Origin of the sequence: Geobacillus zalihae (assembly GCF_030414215.1) — a bacterium.
Lineage (GTDB): Bacteria > Bacillota > Bacilli > Bacillales > Anoxybacillaceae > Geobacillus > Geobacillus zalihae.
Map to the genome: position 1 here is coordinate 1,333,798 of NZ_CP129217.1, position 15,738 is coordinate 1,349,535.

The 15,738-nt window shown below is 46.1% G+C and carries 12 protein-coding genes, 1 tRNA gene and 2 pseudogenes; 12 read left to right on the top strand and 3 right to left on the bottom strand.

Going from position 1 to position 15,738, the window contains the following annotated elements; all coding sequences use genetic code 11:
- Window positions 1-804: 804 nt before the first annotated feature.
- Window positions 805-1,148, bottom strand: a pseudogene (locus QWV57_RS06825) (DDE-type integrase/transposase/recombinase); the annotation flags it as partial.
- A 167-nt stretch (window positions 1,149-1,315) separates the two neighbouring features.
- Here QWV57_RS06825 and QWV57_RS06830 point away from each other — a divergent pair.
- The 5 genes from QWV57_RS06830 (at window position 1,316) to lpdA (ending at window position 8,230) form a co-directional block, all read left to right on the top strand.
- Window positions 1,316-3,157, top strand: a complete 1,842-nt coding sequence (locus tag QWV57_RS06830; protein WP_060787979.1) for a sigma-54-dependent Fis family transcriptional regulator — start codon at window positions 1,316-1,318, stop codon at window positions 3,155-3,157.
- A gap of 162 nt (window positions 3,158-3,319) precedes the next feature.
- Window positions 3,320-4,312 (top strand): thiamine pyrophosphate-dependent dehydrogenase E1 component subunit alpha, encoded by a 993-nt coding sequence (locus QWV57_RS06835; RefSeq protein ID WP_020753732.1) that lies wholly within the window; start codon window positions 3,320-3,322, stop codon window positions 4,310-4,312.
- A gap of 28 nt (window positions 4,313-4,340) precedes the next feature.
- Entirely contained in the window at window positions 4,341-5,375 is a 1,035-nt protein-coding gene (locus QWV57_RS06840; RefSeq protein ID WP_020753733.1) for an alpha-ketoacid dehydrogenase subunit beta, read from the top strand.
- Between the two features lie 82 nt (window positions 5,376-5,457).
- The gene (locus QWV57_RS06845) at window positions 5,458-6,729 is read left to right on the top strand and encodes a dihydrolipoamide acetyltransferase family protein (RefSeq protein ID WP_060787978.1); all 1,272 of its coding nucleotides are present in this window, start codon (window positions 5,458-5,460) and stop codon (window positions 6,727-6,729) included.
- A gap of 79 nt (window positions 6,730-6,808) precedes the next feature.
- On the top strand, window positions 6,809-8,230 hold the full coding sequence (gene lpdA / locus QWV57_RS06850; protein ID WP_301101507.1) for a dihydrolipoyl dehydrogenase: 1,422 nt from the start codon (window positions 6,809-6,811) through the stop codon (window positions 8,228-8,230).
- Between the two features lie 32 nt (window positions 8,231-8,262).
- Here the strand turns inward: lpdA and QWV57_RS06855 are convergent, their stop codons facing one another.
- Window positions 8,263-9,396: an IS4 family transposase gene (locus QWV57_RS06855; RefSeq protein ID WP_301101512.1), complete on the bottom strand. Its 1,134-nt coding sequence runs from the start codon at window positions 9,394-9,396 to the stop codon at window positions 8,263-8,265.
- Window positions 9,397-9,539: 143 nt separating this feature from the next.
- On the opposite strand from QWV57_RS06855, the gene QWV57_RS06860 reads away from it, so the two are divergent.
- On the top strand, window positions 9,540-10,598 hold the full coding sequence (locus QWV57_RS06860) for a 2,3-butanediol dehydrogenase (protein ID WP_301101514.1): 1,059 nt from the start codon (window positions 9,540-9,542) through the stop codon (window positions 10,596-10,598).
- 45 nt (window positions 10,599-10,643) lie between these two features.
- Here QWV57_RS06860 and QWV57_RS06865 read toward each other — a convergent pair.
- Window positions 10,644-10,854, bottom strand: a pseudogene (locus QWV57_RS06865) (IS1634 family transposase); the annotation flags it as partial.
- Between the two features lie 763 nt (window positions 10,855-11,617).
- On the opposite strand from QWV57_RS06865, the gene QWV57_RS06875 reads away from it, so the two are divergent.
- The 6 genes from QWV57_RS06875 to QWV57_RS06900 all read left to right on the top strand — a co-directional run bounded on the left by QWV57_RS06875 (window position 11,618) and on the right by QWV57_RS06900 (window position 15,677).
- Entirely contained in the window at window positions 11,618-11,839 is a 222-nt protein-coding gene (locus QWV57_RS06875) for a hypothetical protein (protein ID WP_223810899.1), read from the top strand.
- A gap of 21 nt (window positions 11,840-11,860) precedes the next feature.
- A tRNA-Arg gene (locus QWV57_RS06880) sits at window positions 11,861-11,933 on the top strand.
- Between the two features lie 335 nt (window positions 11,934-12,268).
- On the top strand, window positions 12,269-12,616 hold the full coding sequence (locus QWV57_RS06885; protein WP_020755101.1) for a CDI toxin immunity protein: 348 nt from the start codon (window positions 12,269-12,271) through the stop codon (window positions 12,614-12,616).
- Window positions 12,594-12,974 carry a hypothetical protein gene (locus tag QWV57_RS06890; RefSeq protein WP_050488640.1) on the top strand — a complete coding sequence of 127 codons (381 nt, stop codon included), beginning with the start codon at window positions 12,594-12,596 and terminating at the stop codon, window positions 12,972-12,974. Before QWV57_RS06885 ends, QWV57_RS06890 begins: the two co-directional genes overlap by 23 nt.
- 744 nt (window positions 12,975-13,718) lie before the next feature.
- Window positions 13,719-13,949 carry a hypothetical protein gene (locus tag QWV57_RS06895; RefSeq protein ID WP_301101521.1) on the top strand — a complete coding sequence of 77 codons (231 nt, stop codon included), beginning with the start codon at window positions 13,719-13,721 and terminating at the stop codon, window positions 13,947-13,949.
- Window positions 13,950-14,162: 213 nt separating this feature from the next.
- Window positions 14,163-15,677: a malate:quinone oxidoreductase gene (locus QWV57_RS06900; RefSeq protein ID WP_301102029.1), complete on the top strand. Its 1,515-nt coding sequence runs from the start codon at window positions 14,163-14,165 to the stop codon at window positions 15,675-15,677.
- Window positions 15,678-15,738 lie beyond the last annotated feature (61 nt).

A 15,738-nucleotide genomic window follows, 5' to 3' on the forward strand; every position in this document is an offset into this window, starting at 1 on the left:
GGTTCAAGAGGGAATTGTTTAAAGGAAGGCGGATCGCTCCGCCTTTGTGCATGGATTGATGCACTGGAGATCATTTTGCACGATATAAAATACCTGAATCCGTGATAAAGACGCGTTCAAACTGCCAAGAAAACTTGATCAATCAACAAATATTGCACTCGGGGTTCTTCACCTGATAGGTGAACATTCGGAATAGAGTTGATACTTTGGCATGATTGGGTTTTCCAACATTTTTAATACACTTCTGTCACGGATTCGGGACATGAAAATAGTGCAGGAAATCATCACAAAAAGGGATTGATGGATCATTCAATATAACTAACACCGAAATCAAAGTTGACTTCCATCCGTCACGAATTCAGGTTTAAAAGTCAAGTACATCTTTTGGTAATTAACTAATTTATGGGCTCTTCACCACAAGTTGTACTTGAGATTTTAAGATAGGTATGCATAGGGAAAATAGAGGATACAAAAAATGGCTCTTCACCACAAAATGTACTTGAAAAAGAAAGACGATCATGATAAAGAAAAACCAAAACAGCATTTTTCCTTTTTATACCACACATCTCTTTGAACAACATTGCTATCATGTTTGTCTTTAAAAGTCAAGTACATCTTTTGGTGACGAACCAATTTATGGATAATTTGACAATGTTCAACATTTTTTTGCAACGATTGGTACAATCGAATTGAATGAGATTTTTGTTGTAGGAACGAAAGAGGGGATGATCACCAGGGCAACGATTGCAAAGCGGATTTCGTGCCGGCATTGTTTGAAAAAGAAAACGACACAAATCTATGAAGTCCGCCATTGTTGGCGTACAGGTGTAGGAGTAGGGCACCTAGTAGCGAGGGCAGGTCAACGAATCCGGAGCACGGTGTTTCGCATTGGCGCGGCGCTCTATGGGCCGCGAAGGACGGACGTGCTGCGACTCGTAGTCTGCCAACAGCTTCCGGTAATCAAGGATTGCCGGCACACCGATGATCGGAAGGTCATCGACCTGGAGTTTCCGGTACGGTTTTTGGATGGGTTCGTCCAAGTCCTCGAGATTCAAGGATTTTCCCAATATCACACCCATCAAATACACAATGATTTGATATTGGGTCTTGATGATTTCGAGCAAATAGGCTAATAATTGAGGTAACAAAGCTTGTCACTCCTTTGTTTTGGCTGTTTGGTGTCGTTGCTTCATGATGGCCGAAAATAACGAGGGGTGGCCAGCTTTTTTCTTCCGACCGTTGAAATTCAAGGAGAAAGCGTGAGTATGGAGGATGAACTTTTGACAATACCTAACGATATGCCGGGGGGATGACGATGAATGTGATGGATCCATCGAAGCGGGAAATTTGGCGCCGGTTTGTCCAAGAGGGAACGTTAGATCAAGCGAGAATAAGCAAAAGAATTGAAGAGTCGTGGTATCTTTGCCGCCAGAAAAACGTGGATCCTTATGATGGGAAAGGGAAAATGTTTTTGACTGGCCGTTTATTGCTGGAAAGAAGGGAAAAAAATCAAAGGTTGCTCCGTTGTGCTGTTCCGATTTTGGAGAAGTTGCAACAATTATTTCAAGAAATTCCTGCGATTTTTCTCCTTATCGATCAAGAAGGGTATGTGTTGTGGGCTAAAGGACATCAACAGGCGATGAAAAAGGCGAAAGAAATCAATTTTTTAGAGGGAGTCAAATGGACGGAGGAGGAAGTCGGGACGAATGCCATTGGTACAGCCTTAAGGACGAGAGAACCGATTGCGGTTGTCGGACTCGATCACTATGCAGTTGCTTCCCAACAATGGGTTTGTTCCGCGGCTCCGATTTACGATGAAAACAAAGAGTTTCTTGGTATCATTGATATGTCCTACCCAATCTATCACGGTTTGTCCGACGCTCAAGACTATGTACTTGCCACGATTGTCGCCGCCTCCTACACCATTGAGCAGCAACTGCGAATCCAACAGAAAGAAAATCTATTGGAACTTTTCCGCCACGGTTTTCAAATGGAAGATTCGGCTTCTTACTCAGTTGTATGTGATGATCAAGAGAACATTGTGTGGGCCAATCATCGCTTGCGTTCATTCTGTTCCAGCATCATCGACCAGCCGTTGCAACAATTTTGCCAACGAACGTGGAAAGTCTTCTCCAAAGTTCCCATTTTTTCTTCAGTTTACGGTCATCTTATCGGCTATAAAGTAACTTTGCAAAAAGCACAAGACGAGGAGGCTTTTTTTTGCTCCCTGCCATCATTCCGCTTTGACGGGGTGATTGGAACAAGTCCGTCTTTTGCTGCTGTGTTAAGAAGTTGTTCTAAAGTTGCGAAAACGGATGCAACGGTTTATCTCTCAGGGGAAACAGGGACAGGAAAAGAGTTGATTGCTCGGGCGATTCATCAAAACAGCCTGCGGAAGGATGGCCCATTTGTCGCCGTCAATTGCGGAGCGGTTCCGAAAGAGCTCATCGGGAGCGAATTGTTTGGGTATGTGGAAGGGGCGTTTACTGGCGCAAAGCGGACAGGGTATATGGGAAAATTTGTCCAAGCTCACGGTGGAACGCTTTTCCTAGACGAGATCGGTGAAATTCCACTAGAAATGCAAGTAGCTTTGTTAAGAGTGTTGCAAGAAAGAGAAGTCGTGCCAATTGGCGGAACCAAACCGATTTCTGTTGATGTTCGGGTCATCACAGCCACACACCGCGATTTGTATGAGTTGGTAAAGGAAGGGAAGTTGCGAGAAGATCTGTTTTATCGTTTGCATGTATATCCGATCAAGCTCCCAGCGTTAAGGGAGCGGAAAGAGGATATCCCGTTTTTTGTTGACTACTATTGCCGAAAAAACGGTTGGAATGTTTGTTTGCCTAATTCAGTGATGAACTTATTGATGGACTATTATTGGCCTGGGAACATCAGGGAATTATTTAATGTGTTGGAACGAATGAGAATTGAGTATGGAGAGGCAGTCCCCCCGATTTCTGGAATAAAGTCAATGCTTGTAGCGTTGAAGAACGACGAGAAGGGAAGAGGCGAGCTTACCTATCGGGAGCAGGTGGAAAAAGAACAAATGATGAACATGCTTGAAGAGACGAAAGGAAATATTAGCAAGATGGCGGAGCTATTAGGCATTTCTCGCAGCACGTGCTATCGCAAGCTGAAAAAGTACAAATTGATTTGAAATAAAACAAAATGACACAGATTGATGCAAAGGGGTAAAAAAGAGGGATATGAAGCATTTAAGAAAGCGCTTACAACAAGGGGGGTGTAAGCGCTTTTTTGTTGGCATGGAGTTTGCTTTAGATAAATAACGAAACTACTTAAAACAAAGGGAGGTTTCTGTATGGCTGTTGCTCGATCACAATCCATCGTTCTTACGAAAGAAAAGGCTAAATGGATGTATCAGAAAATGCAGGAAATTCGCCAATTTGAGGACAAGGTGCATGAAATTTTCAGCAGGGGAGTGCTGCCTGGTTTCGTTCATTTATATGCGGGGGAGGAGGCCGTGGCGGTAGGGGTTTGCGCCCATTTGACGGAAAAGGACTACATTACGAGCACCCATCGCGGACACGGACATTGCATCGCTAAAGAATGTGATGTCAACGGAATGATGGCTGAAATTTATGGGAAAGCGACGGGGTTGTGCAAAGGAAAAGGGGGATCGATGCATATCGCTGACGTTTCCAAGGGGATGCTTGGCGCGAATGGCATCGTTGGCGGAGGATTTCCTCTCGCTGTCGGAGCTGGACTGACGGCAAAACTAAAGAAAACAGGATCTGTCGCCGTTTGCTTCTTTGGAGACGGGGCAAACAACCATGGCACCTTCCATGAAGGAATTAATTTGGCGGCCATTTGGAAATTGCCGGTCATCTTTGTAGCCGAGAACAATGGATATGCGGAGTCGACTCCGTTTGAATATGCATCCAGTTGCCGAAACATTGCCGACCGTGCTGCGGCATACAACATTCCGGGGGAAGTTGTCGATGGCAAGGATGTCATCGCTGTATACGAGGCGGCAAAAAGAGCCATTGAACGAGCTCGCAACGGCGAGGGGCCGACCTTGATCGAATGCAAAACATATCGAAACTATGGGCATTTTGAGGGAGATGCACAAACATATAAGTCATTGGAAGAGAAGCAAAAACATTTGCAAGAGTTGGATGCCATTGTGAAGTTTCGCGAGTATCTCCTTGTCAATCAGTTATGTTCTGAACAAGAGCTCGCAGAGATCGAACAAAGCGTCGCCAAAGCGATTGAAAAAGCAGTGGAGTTTGCCGAAAACAGCCCGTTTCCGACGGAAGAAGATTTGTTGCGAGATGTCTATGTTTCTTATTAAAACAGAAACGGTTTAGGAGGGAAACAGAATGGCGAGAACGATTTCTTTCTCAGCGGCGCTGAACGAAGCGATGAGACTAGCCATGCGAAAAGATGAACATGTCATTTTGTTGGGCGAAGATGTTGCGGGAGGCGCAACAGTCGATCATTTACAAGACGACGAAGCTTGGGGAGGGGTCATGGGAGTCACGAAAGGGCTCGTGCAGGAATTCGGCAGGGAACGCGTATTAGATACGCCGATTGCCGAGGCCGGGTACATTGGAGCGGCGGTTACTGCGGCGGCAACGGGTTTAAGACCGATTGCGGAGTTGATGTTTAACGATTTTATCGGCAGTTGCTTAGATGAAGTAATGAACCAAGCGGCCAAACTTCGCTATATGTTCGGCGGAAAAGCGAAAGTGCCATTAACGATTCGGACGATGCATGGCGCTGGATTTCGGGCGGCGGCGCAGCACTCGCAAAGTTTGTACGCCCTTTTTACCCACATTCCAGGGTTGAAAGTTGTCGTTCCTTCCACTCCTGCCGACGCTAAGGGTCTTTTGCTTGCTTCGATTTTTGATGATGATCCTGTCATCTTTTTTGAAGATAAAACGCTCTATAACATGAAAGGAGAAGTGGAAGAAGGGTTTTATACGATCCCATTCGGAATAGCGGATATTAAAAGACAAGGCGATGATTTAACGATTGTCGCTATCGGCAAGCAAGTGCATACCGCCTTGAAGGCGGCAGCGATATTGCAGGAAAGAGGCGTTGAAGCAGAAGTAATTGATCCACGGACATTGTCCCCGCTTGATGAGAACACGATTCTGTCGTCTGTAGCGAAGACAGGACGGCTCATTGTTGTTGACGAGGCGAATCCTCGCTGCAGTGTCGCTGCTGATATTTCGGCTCTTGTAGCAGACAAAGGGTTTGACTATTTGGACGCGCCTATTAAAAGGATTACTGCTCCGCATTGCCCTGTGCCATTTTCACCGGCATTAGAGGATCTTTACTTGCCGACGCCGGAGAAGGTACTGCGTGCTGCGGCGGAAATTATAGGAGACGAAACGATTGTGCCAGTATAAATGATAGAGCGTGTTGCCTTGGTTGTACGCGGCAACACGCGTTCTTTGCATTGCATTTATTTGAAAAAGGGGGAGAGAAAACGTGGCCGTTGAGATTATTATGCCAAAGCTAGGAATGAGCATGGAAGAGGGAACGGTGGTAGAGTGGCTGAAGAAAAAGGGAGATCCAGTGAAAAAGGGAGAATCGATCGTCGTCATTAGTTCTGACAAAATCGAAAAGGATATCGAAGCGCCGCAAGACGGAGTATTATTAGAAATTATTGTTCAACAAGATGAAACAGCGGAAGTAGGGAAAGTGATTGGTTACATCGGACAAGAAGGTGAAGTTTTGAAGGAAGCTGACCATGAATCGGTAGCAATCAGTATGAAAGAGGAAATCGAGGCAATATCCGAAACTATGTTACGGGTTTCTCCTGCTGCTCGAAAATTAGCACATGAAGCGGGAATAGATTTGCGTCGTGTTTCAGGTTCAGGACCAAAAGGGAGAATTACGAGAGCAGATGTAGAAAAGGCTATTCAAACTAGACAGGCGTCTTCACAACTAGAAAGCGAGGAGCAAAGGTTTACACAAATAAATAAGGAAGCCATCAACACATCAGAAAGTATAAACCTTAAGAAAAAAATGTCGGGACAAATAAGTGAGATGGCAATAGAACAAAAAGACGTTACGGTAAAACCGATAACAGGTATGCGGAAAGTCATTGCAACAAGAATGTTTGCAAGCCTTCATCAGACAGCTCAGCTGACCATTCATATGAAAGCAGATATTACAAAATTAATGGAAGTGAATGAAAATATTAAAAATGAATTGCGCGATGAGTCAACGATCAAATTCACGATTACTGATTTTATTGCTCGCGCAGTGATTTTATCACTGCGAACACATAAGCAAATGAACAGTCTTTATCAAGACGGACGTATTTATACGTATGATTCTGTTCATTTAGGAATTGCCGTTGCAGTGGAAAACGGCCTCGTTGTTCCAGTCATCCGCTATGCGGAGAAGCTTTCTTTAAAAGAAATTTCGCAAAAAATTAAGGAATTAAGTACCAGGGCAAGGGAGGGGGCATTAAGCAGTGAAGAAATGACAGGTTCGACGTTCACGATTACAAGTTTAGGAGCTTACGGTGTAGAGTTTTTCACACCAGTACTGAACCCTCCGGAAGTAGGGATTCTTGGGGTAGGGACTGCCGAAGATGTTCCTGTTTTGGTAGGAGACATTGTTGAAAAGAGAAAAAAATTACCGTTAAGCTTGACATTTGACCATCAAGTGATCGACGGAGCGCCTGCAAGTCAGTTCCTTGGTATGGTGAAGCATTATTTGGAGAATCCATATCAATTATTTTATTCATAATTTTGGGCGGCATGGCATGAGATATGGTGTTGAGAATGAAGCCGTTGGATGAGGAAATAGGAGATGGGAGAGTAGCGAAATGATAACTAGTGATTTTGCAATCGCAACGGAAACACTTATTGTTGGAGCAGGTCCGGGGGGATATGTAGCAGCCATCCGAGCCGCGCAATTAGGTCAAAAAGTAACAATTGTAGAAAAGGGAAAACTTGGTGGAGCATGCTTAAACGTAGGATGTATTCCATCCAAGGCCCTTATTTCGGCAAGTCATCGTTATGTGATGGCAAAACATTCTGAAAAAACGGGGGTTAAAGCGGAAAATGTCACGGTTGACTTTTCAAAAGTCCAAGAATGGAAAACCAGCATTGTAAAAAAATTGACCGATGGTGTTGAGGGACTGTTGAAAGGGAATAACGTCGAAATTGTCTATGGCGAAGCATATTTTGTGGATGCGAACACGGTGCGTATTATGGCAGAAAACCATGTACAAACATATGAATTTCAAAACGCGATTATTGCGACAGGCTCGAGGCCAGTTGAACTGCCTAATTTTCCATTTTCGAAGCGTGTTATTGATTCCACTGGCGCTTTGAACTTGCCGGAAATCCCGAAATCGCTTGTGGTGATCGGTGGCGGTTATATTGGTACGGAATTAGGGACGGCATATGCGAACTTCGGAACGAAAGTAATCATTGTAGAAAGCGCAGATGAAATTTTACCGGGATTCGAAAAACAAATGAGCGCGATTGTGAAACGGCGATTAAAGAAAAAAGGAGTCGATATTTTCACCAATGCTTTTGCCAAAGGGGTTGAGGAGCGTGAGGATGGTGTGACAGTGACATTTGAGGTAAAAGGGAAAACAAAAAAGGTTGCTGCCGACTACGTTCTAGTCACAGTAGGCCGATGTCCGAATACAGATAAAATTGGTATAGACAGAATCGGTGTGAAAATGAACGACCGCGGTTTCATTGAAATAGACAAACAATGTCGTACGAGCGTGCCGAATATTTATGCGATCGGTGATATCGTACAAGGGCCACCGCTGGCTTATAAAGCCTCTTATGAAGGAAAAATAGCTGCTGAAGCGATTGCGGGTTTTCAATCGCAAATCAGCTACTTAACTATGCCGATGGTTGTCTTTTCGGATCCGGAGTGCGCATCTGTCGGTTATTTTGAACAGCAAGCGAAAGAGAAAGGGATTGATGTAATGACAGCGATCTTCCCTTTTGCAGCTAACGGTCGAGCTCTTGTTTTAGATGAAACGGACGGGTTTATGAAGCTTGTTGTCCGCAAGGAAGACAACGTCGTTATTGGGGCACAAATTGTTGGTCCACACGCCTCAGACATGATTGCAGAGTTATGTCTTGTAATTGAAGCAGGTATGACAGCAGAAGATATCGTTGTAACGATTCATGCTCACCCAACATTGGGGGAAATAGCGATGGAAGCAGCTGAAGCAGTTCTTGGTACGCCTATCCATATCATAAATCGTAGAATGAATTAATGAATGATACTTATGAATAACACGAGTGTTGATTATCCAAAATTAGACATACGCCTTCCATAAATTTGGGCATACTCAAACAAAGCAGCGGCCATCCCGGATTTCCAATCGAGAGGAAGCTGCCCAGAGAAAAAACGGCGAACGAACGAAATGAAGGAAAGAGAGACGTTCGTCTGTTTTTTGGTTTGATCATACAGCCATCGCAGCAACACATACGCGATGAACGCCGCAAACAGTTGGTTGTATACCGCATTTTCCGTCGTGCCAAACAAGGTCGGGACATTCAGATATTGCTTCACCCAACGGAAAAAGATCTCAACAGTCCAACGTTGTTGGTACATGTCGGCAATGGTTTCCGCAGACGCATGGAAGAGGTTCGTCACGACCCGAATGTCGCGGCCATTCGCATCTCGAAAGATCACCACCCGGTGACGCTTGGTGGAGCGGTATTGTTTCGTTCCCAACTGGCACGTGAAGTCGGCTTGAACCGATGAAGATGCGCTCGGAAGGCGGTTCAAGCTTTTTTTCTGATGAAGTTCGATGTTGTCCTTCATCCGAATGACAAAGAGCTGATGCTGCTCCACAAATCGATCGAGGCGTTCGATTTTGAAATACGCCCGGTCTTCCACGAGCACTTGTTGAGGGTTCGTCAACTGTTCTCCCACTGGGCCATCGTGACGCAGCCCGGTCGTTTCCACCACGTCTGCCGGCAACGAGGATTCCGGCGAATACGCGACGTGCAGCTTCACTCCGGCGCGTTCACCGTGATACGGCGCCCATGGCAGGCGGTTTTTCCCGACCGTGACGGTCGTCGAATCCACCACCCGAAGCGGTTTGGGAAACCGAAGCGAGCGGCGGGTTTGGCGGTTGCACTTGGAAATGATCAACGCCAACAAGCGTTTCATGATGTCATAGGGAACTTCTTTCGCTTTCTTGGATACAGTTGAATAATGGAATCGCGGCAATCCATACAGAGGCCCCACATCGGCTCCGTGGCGAAAGCTTTTCCATTGATGCATGGCGGCCAGCAGGAAGAAGTGAATCAACTCGCGCAACGTAAAGGTTCGAGACGAATCACGATACCCAACCGCTTCGGCAATCAGTTGAATCTCTTCATCCGAAACAAGTTTTTGCATCAAATTCGGGAGTGTGGTATGCTTGTTCATAGAGAGCACCTCCTGGGTTTGTTTGTGTCGCTACTCACATTCTACAGGAAAGGTGCTCTTTTTTCTATACCCTTTGGATTTTATTGGATAATCAACACGCCTGTATGAATAAAATAAATTATACGAGGAGTGTTTTAATATAAATGAAAGCCGCAAGATGGTATAATGCGAGAGATATTCGAGTCGAGGAAATTCCAGAGCCGAAAGTGGCGAAGGGGCAAGTGAAAATTAAAGTGGCGTACTGCGGGATTTGCGGGTCTGATTTGCACGAATACTTGGTCGGGCCGATTTTTATACCTGTAAGTGAACCACATCCGCTTTCAAAAGATAAAGCACCGATTGTGATGGGGCATGAATATGCAGGGGAGGTAGTAGAAATCGGTGAAGATGTGACAAATGTAAAAGTGGGCGACCGCGTGTGTGTAGAACCAATTTACAGTTGTGGTGAATGTGTCTCTTGTAAAAAAGGACATTACAATGTTTGTGGAAAATTGGGGTTTATAGGGCTATCTGGAGGGTATGGAGGATATGGGGAATACAGTGTTGTTCCTGTCAATATGGTGCATAAAATTCCCGAGCAAATGTCTTGGGAACAAGCGGCACTGGTTGAACCTACTGCAGTTGCTGTCCATGCTGTTCGTCAAAGCACGTTGAAAATTGGGGATACAGTTGCTGTATTTGGAACAGGCCCCATCGGTTTGCTTGTGATTCAGGCAGCAAGAGCGGCGGGTGCAAGTAAAATTATCGCAACAGAAGTTTCGCCTGAACGTCAAGAGTTTGCCAAAAAAATAGGAGCGGATATCGTCATCAATCCGCTAGAAAATGATGTTGTGAACGAAATCAAGCGCCATACAGATGGGTTAGGAGTAGATGTGTCATTTGAAGTTGCTGGAGTAAATTCAACGTTAAACACAGCAATTCAATCCACGAAAAGAGAGGGAAATGTAGTAAATATCAGCATTTGGGAAAATACAGCAAATATTCCATTGAACAATCTCATTTTGACAGAAAGACAAATGACAAGTATAATTGCGTACCGTAACATTTTTCCTAACGTCATTCAGCTAATTGCGAACGGTCAAATAAAAGCGTTGGACTTAGTCACCAAAATTATCAGTTTAGATGAAATCGTATCAGAAGGCTTTGAAGCACTAACAAAGAATAAAAATCAAATTAAAATTTTGGTTAATCCATTCTTATAATGAGCTGCAATAAAGGGGCAACTTGTGGCCGTTCGCGCACTTCTACGGGCGTTCTAGGGCGATGAACAGCCGCATCCGGCGCTGAAAAAACGGTAGATCACCAAGGACAAGGGAAGTAGACCGCCCAACACCCATCAACCCGTTCTAGTTTTTTGACATCAATCTCGTCGGTGAAGAAAGGCACTTTGAGAAATGAGCTCATTTCTACCGAGACTTGTGCTTTATACAACTTCAAGATTTCTCAGGCAGCCATCGTTGGACTTCCTATTTTCTCATGCCTGTTGGTCAAGATCGATGCTAGGCGCAACTGATAACAGCGTCTCCATCTCGGGTCTGTCCCTTTTTGTGGCCGCCCGCGCTGTTATGGTAAAATGGGTTGCTAGGCACAACTCCGTGAAACTGATTGATTTAGAAGAATTAGTAAACTTGCTTGTCCATTGGTACGAGAACATGCCCAGCGATGCGAGAGCGCTGCTTCCGCTGCAGAAAATGTATGTGCCTGAATAAAAGCCGTTTGGGGCCGATTTCCTAGTTGCTCGAGGTTTTCCCGATTAAGCGAGTTGATGTTTGTTGAGCCTTTATGCCAAGGCAGGGATTTCGTCGTATTGGCTTGGATGGAACACACAAGCGAAAAACGGAGAGCTTTCCCCAGCTCTCTGTTTTTCCTCCATGCAGGATTTCGGCCTTATGTTCACGAATGATATCCCTTATTGTTGGTTTCCTCCGTGAGGAACCGTCCTTTCCACGATGGGAACGATTCCGCCAAGGATGTTGATCATGGCAAACGGCCAACCGTTCGTTGTGCGGATGGCGCTCGTCGAGGACGCTGATCCAGTTGCGTGTGTTTGCAAGGGCGGTGGACGGAGAAGGTCGTCTTGCCTGCGATCAGGGAAGCAGCGGTTCAAGGCTGCGGCGAATCCCATCGCTTCGCGTTGCCGTGCAGACGGGGCGCCTCGTAAAAATGCGGGAGCAATGGCGGTGTGTGGTGATAAAGATGACATTTCTATGAGGGATGAGTGGTGTCAATCGTCACCTATACGTTCTATTCCATTGCGTCGGAACGAAGCGGGATTCGGCTGATCGATGCGGATTGGAGCGATCGGTGGGGATGGATCGTCGTGCAAAGAAGCCGTCGGCGGTTGAATTGCCGGGAACGAAAAGCGAACTTTGGAGAGATCGGGGGTGGAGTTCTCTATTTTGTTTGTCTATCAGCTATTGAATTTTTAGGCGCAGATGGATAGAATGAAAAAGGAGAGCCATATGGCCCCGTAGCTCAGTGGATAGAGCGTCGGTTTCCTAAACCGTGCGTCGGAGGTTCGAATCCTCTCGGGGCCGTTCCAATGATCCGACTAGTTCGGATGAACATTCGTAAACTCCTTGATACGACTGCGTTTGCAGTCGTTTTTCATTTTTTGGGAATCCGATGGGGTGAATATCATTCTTATTGAGGCAAGGAATGTAGAGTGGCGCTCACGTTGAGTTCAATGCATGTGGAAAAGACATGAAAATATATACAGTACATACAGTGGCATCGAACGATATTGAAGCGGGGGGCAAACATGACATTATTTGAAGAGTGTGTTTATGCAATAGGCCATGAGAACTTGAGGATGTTAACGAGCGGGGAAACCGAAACATATTTTGATTATTTGTGCACATGATTCCCGATCTTGCCTTGGGGGAGAATCGATTGGGAAAAGGTATCGGAAAAGAAACACATAAAGCATGCATCGGAAGTAGTTGATTGGCTGCGGCAAAGGGGAATTGATCATTACGATGTGATTGTGCTATGGAATTATTCTGATAACCCTGGCATCCAGACGACATTAGAGAGAGTTCTGCATGCTATTGATGATGTGGTGGCAGTGGGGTCAGACACTTTTATTCTTTGCCAACATGGAGAGTATGCAATCGAATGTTTTCATGATGGTGTTGTGACGATCGGTGTTCCTGAAAAGAAGAGGCATTTTCATGCTGGAGAGGAGGGGGAGTCAAATGATCATTGCCAACAACTATAAAGAAATCAAAGACCATTTTGACTTCACAGATAGCATTATAACGGATATCAAGTGGAACAATCCGTTAGATTTGTCTATCACAATCGACTATTATTGGGATGTACAGGAGAATAGAGAGGAAAATAGAACATTCGTGTTGCATTTTACGGATTGCTTGGCTGTAGAGTACACAATGAGGAAGGAAGTCATAGGAATGTCGAGGGAGGATCTCCATTTTGACAGCTTGTTTACCATGATTCGCTTCGAACATGCAGCAGCAGATTCAAGCGGATTTCAGCATTTTCGTATCTATACCTTTGATTATACAGAGCCGTTGCTGCAAATTATTTGCAAGCAGGTTCAGCTGGAAGAAGTGTAGGTCATTGTTGTCAGGGGGGGTAATGATCGCTTTATTTTGGGTAAAGAAAAGGCGAATCGCTCCGCCTTTTTGCATGGATTGACGCACGGGACATAAGCTTCTCGGGGCCAACTGGCTCGATGCGAATGGCCTGTTCATCTCAACTGAGGGATTTACATGCACCGTTTTTCCAATTATAATGATATTTAGAATAACCGTTGCCGTTCGGATGGATGGCAGGTCAAGAGAGGGGGCGGCATCGCCGCTCCTTTTGTATTCATTGCCATGGACGGGAGGGAATGCTTTGTATTCGCGAATTGCCTTATTCGTGGGACAGTGATTTTTTGCCCGCGTTACAAATCGCCCCAATCAGAAGGAGTGCATATCACCCTTTATTATTCCGACAGCAATGATGAGATTCGCCCGCACGATGAACTGTTAGATCTTGTCGATGACAGGAAAGTAATCGATGCGGAATTTCTCCACAGCATTCGACGGGAATGAGAAGGCGATTGTGTACAATTGTTATTTCCTAAGGGCGCTTTTTTTCGATTTCAGCCGCCTGTTTGAGAAATGCCACCGCAACATTGCACCAATTGCTCTCTTCAGCTGTGAGGCCCTCAGCAATGAACTTTCCGTGTTTTCAATGGTGTTTCCCTTTGGCGAAGTGTTGCAGTTTCGCTTTTCCCTGTGGAGCTGTGCAAGCAACACTAACGGAATGACATTCAGTATGACAATCCGGTTGCTGAATGGAGTATACTGGAAGTGAACGATTTGCATCCCCATATGTTTGACTTGACCGAAAAAGCAGTTTGGAAACATCAGCCGAGCCGAGAAAAAGTGATTGAACAATGGGAAACGAGAGTGCTCATCGAAGCATGGAGCCGTCTTTTTTGCTGCTATAAAATGTGTTTTTCATCAGCCTTCTTGAAAAATCTCTGCGTTTTTTCTCGAGATGGTGGCGAAATATTCAACGATTTTGTAAAATTATTATGAAGGGCGATGTTGGGATGGCTGTGTTGATGTTATGGATATACGATGTTGCATTGAATTATAGTAATATATTTTGTTCGAATTGATAATAGTGACATACTATTAATCAATTGTGTTATAATAAATGTTGAAATCGCCCTCAAAAACAAAAGGGGTATCGGTGGAATCATTTCGAGCGCTCGCTCGATGGTCTTTTACAACTATTCATGGATAGGGATGGTAAACATGGGCAACAAACAAGGAAAAACGGATGTCATCTTAATCGGCGCGGGCATTATGAGCGCGACGTTGGGGACGCTCTTGAAGGAATTGGCGCCCGAGTGGGACATTGCCGTGTTTGAGCGGCTGGAGGAAGCGGGAGCGGAAAGCTCCAACGAGTGGAACAACGCCGGGACGGGGCATGCGGCGCTGTGTGAGTTGAACTATACGGTTGAGAAGGCCGATGGGTCGATTGACATCGGCAAAGCGATTAAAATCAATGAGCAGTTTTACGTCTCTTTGCAGTTTTGGGCTTATTTAGTCAACAGCGGTATTCTTCGTGACCCGAAAGATTTCGTCCGTCCGCTGCCGCATATGAGCTTTGTGCAAGGGGAAGACAATGTGGCGTTTTTGAAGAAGCGCCACGAAACGATGGCGGCCAATCCGCTGTTTAAAGGGATGGAGTTCACAGATGATCCGAAGAAGCTGGCCGAATGGGTGCCGCTCATGATGGAAGGGCGGGTGGTGGACGAGCCGATCGCGGCGACCCGCATCGAATCGGGGACGGACGTGAACTTCGGGGCGTTGACGCGCCAACTGTTTGAACATTTGAAACGGAAGAACGTGGAGATCCGCTACCGCCATCATGTCGAGGATATCAAACGGACAAGCGACGGCTTATGGGAGCTGAAAGTGCGGAATTTGGACACGGGCGCGGTGGAGCTTCATGCGGCCAAGTTCGTCTTCATCGGGGCCGGGGGAGGCAGCCTCCATCTGTTGCAAAAGTCCGGCATTCCGGAAGGGAAGGGAATCGGTGGCTTCCCGGTGAGCGGGTTGTTTATGGTGTGCAACAACCCTGAGGTTGTCGAGCAGCACCATGCGAAAGTGTACGGCAAAGCGAAAGTCGGCGCGCCGCCGATGTCGGTGCCGCATTTGGACACGCGGTTTATCGACAATCAAAAGATGCTGCTGTTTGGGCCATTTGCCGGGTTTTCGCCGAAGTTTTTGAAAAACGGCTCGATGCTCGACTTGTTCACCTCGATCAAGCCGCATAACGTCTTGACGATCTTGGCGGCGGGCGTGAAAAATATGTCCTTGACCAACTATTTAATCCAGCAAGTGCTGTTGTCGAAAGAACAGCGCATGCAAGAGCTGCGGGAATTCGTCCCGACGGCAAAAAGCGACGAGTGGGACATCGTCGTGGCGGGTCAGCGCGTGCAAGTGATCAAAGACACGGAAGCTGGCGGCAAAGGAACGCTGCAGTTTGGCACGGAAGTCGTCCATGCGGCTGATGGTTCGATCGCGGCGTTGCTCGGCGCGTCGCCAGGGGCATCGACGGCGGTTCATGTCATGCTTGAAGTGATGGAGAAGTGCTTCCCAGAACGGATGAACGAATGGCGGGTGAAAGTGAAAGAGATGATTCCGTCTTACGGCGAGTCGTTGATGAAAAACGAAGCGCTGTTGCGGCAAGTGCAAGCATCCACAGCCGAAGCGCTCGGATTGAACGGCCACTTTGCGATGCAGTTGGCGTAGGCCATAGGTCTTAGCAATGGAAAGGAAAGCCGAGAGCCCGTTGCTTAGAAGGAGCAGCCGC